The organism is Shigella sp. FC1544 (assembly GCF_001722145.1).
GTDB classification, from domain to species: Bacteria; Pseudomonadota; Gammaproteobacteria; order Enterobacterales; family Enterobacteriaceae; genus Escherichia; species Escherichia coli.
The window spans coordinates 1-1167 of sequence record NZ_MECT01000324.1 but is presented as its reverse complement, the minus strand read 5'-3'; the positions used below and the strand labels follow the sequence as shown (position 1 = coordinate 1167).

General features: G+C 47.4%; 3 protein-coding genes and 1 pseudogene. 1 reads left to right on the top strand and 3 read right to left on the bottom strand.

Annotation, left to right across the window (positions count from 1 at the left end; genetic code table 11):
* From BGK49_RS15300 to BGK49_RS15290, 3 genes and pseudogenes are all read right to left on the bottom strand, one after another.
* On the bottom strand, positions 1-244 hold a 244-nt coding region (locus BGK49_RS15300; RefSeq protein WP_000567704.1), incomplete at its 3' end, for a transposase.
* Between the two features lie 91 nt (positions 245-335).
* Positions 336-731: pseudogene (locus tag BGK49_RS15295) on the bottom strand (phage integrase Arm DNA-binding domain-containing protein); the annotation flags it as partial.
* On the bottom strand, positions 700-909 hold the full coding sequence (locus BGK49_RS15290; RefSeq protein WP_044325913.1) for a hypothetical protein: 210 nt from the start codon (positions 907-909) through the stop codon (positions 700-702). The gene BGK49_RS15290 and the pseudogene BGK49_RS15295, both read right to left, overlap by 32 nt.
* 93 nt (positions 910-1002) lie before the next feature.
* Between BGK49_RS15290 and BGK49_RS27450 the strand changes: the two genes are divergently transcribed.
* Positions 1003-1167 (top strand): IS1 family transposase (locus tag BGK49_RS27450; protein ID WP_047664789.1); only part of this gene is annotated, 165 nt, incomplete at its 3' end.

The following is a 1167-nucleotide window of genomic DNA, read 5'->3' as shown; positions in this document are numbered from 1 at the left end:
CTTTAATCTGCTTCATGGCGGCAGCAAGTTCAGAGGCAGGAACAACCTGTTCTCCGGCGGCCACAGCAGTAAGACTTCCTTCCTGGTATTGCTTACGCCAGAGAAATAACTGGCTGGCTGCTACACCATGTTGCCGGGCAACGAGGGAGACCGTCATCCCCGGTTCAAAGCTCTGCTGAACAATTGCGATCTTTTCCTGTGTGGTACGCCGTCTGCGTTTCTCCGGCCCTAAGACATCAATCATCTGTACTCCAATGACTAGTCTAAAAACTAGTATTAAGACTATCACTTATTTAAGTGATACTGGTTGTCTGGAGATTCAGGGGGCCAGTCTACAGTTCTTTCAATGGGTGGTTTCCCAGACGGGAAACCAGGTATGCAGCCATTCGAGTTTTTTCTTTGTGAGTTGTAGCTGCAATATCTCCATTTTTCAGTCGCGTGTCCTGTATTTTCAGATATCGATCAACCCATGCCTTTAATCTGATACCCCGACGTTTTGTTGCTGACGGACTTTCATCAATTTTGCGCATGAAATATTCAGCTTCTGCTGCAGCTATTCGCTGATTGGCTGTGGAAGCGATTTTTTCTGCCTTACCTTTGTCTGTTCCGAGTCCGTGAAATTTTCCAGTCACAGGATTTTTATACTGGTAGTAAACTCTGCCAGTTCTGCGATCAAACTTTTCGTAAAGACCGGCTACGTCAGTGCTGTTTTTTCGTGGCCTCGGTGACATGAGTTAAAATCTCCTTCAGTGCATCATCATCGCCAGTATGAATTTCCGGCGCAATTCCCGTTTCACCAGGCCCAACAAATACTGCTCGGCGATCTATCAGCCAACGCCCACGAATTTTTTGTGGTCTTGGAACGATGTATCCTAGTTTTCCGTATTTCACCAGGGTAGTGTTTGTTATTGGGAGACTGAACCGTTTTGGTTTCCACTCGTCGAGCGGGTAATGCTGCCAACTTACTGATTTAGTGTATGATGGTGATTTTAAGGTGCTTGCGTGGCTTCCATTTCCATCAGATGTCCTTCCTGCTCCGCTACTGAAGGCGTGGTGCGTAACGGCAAAAGCACTGCCGGACATCAGCGCTATCTCTGCTCTCATTGCCGTAAAACATGGCAACTACAGTTCACTTACACCGCCTCTCAGCCCGGTACGCACCAGAAA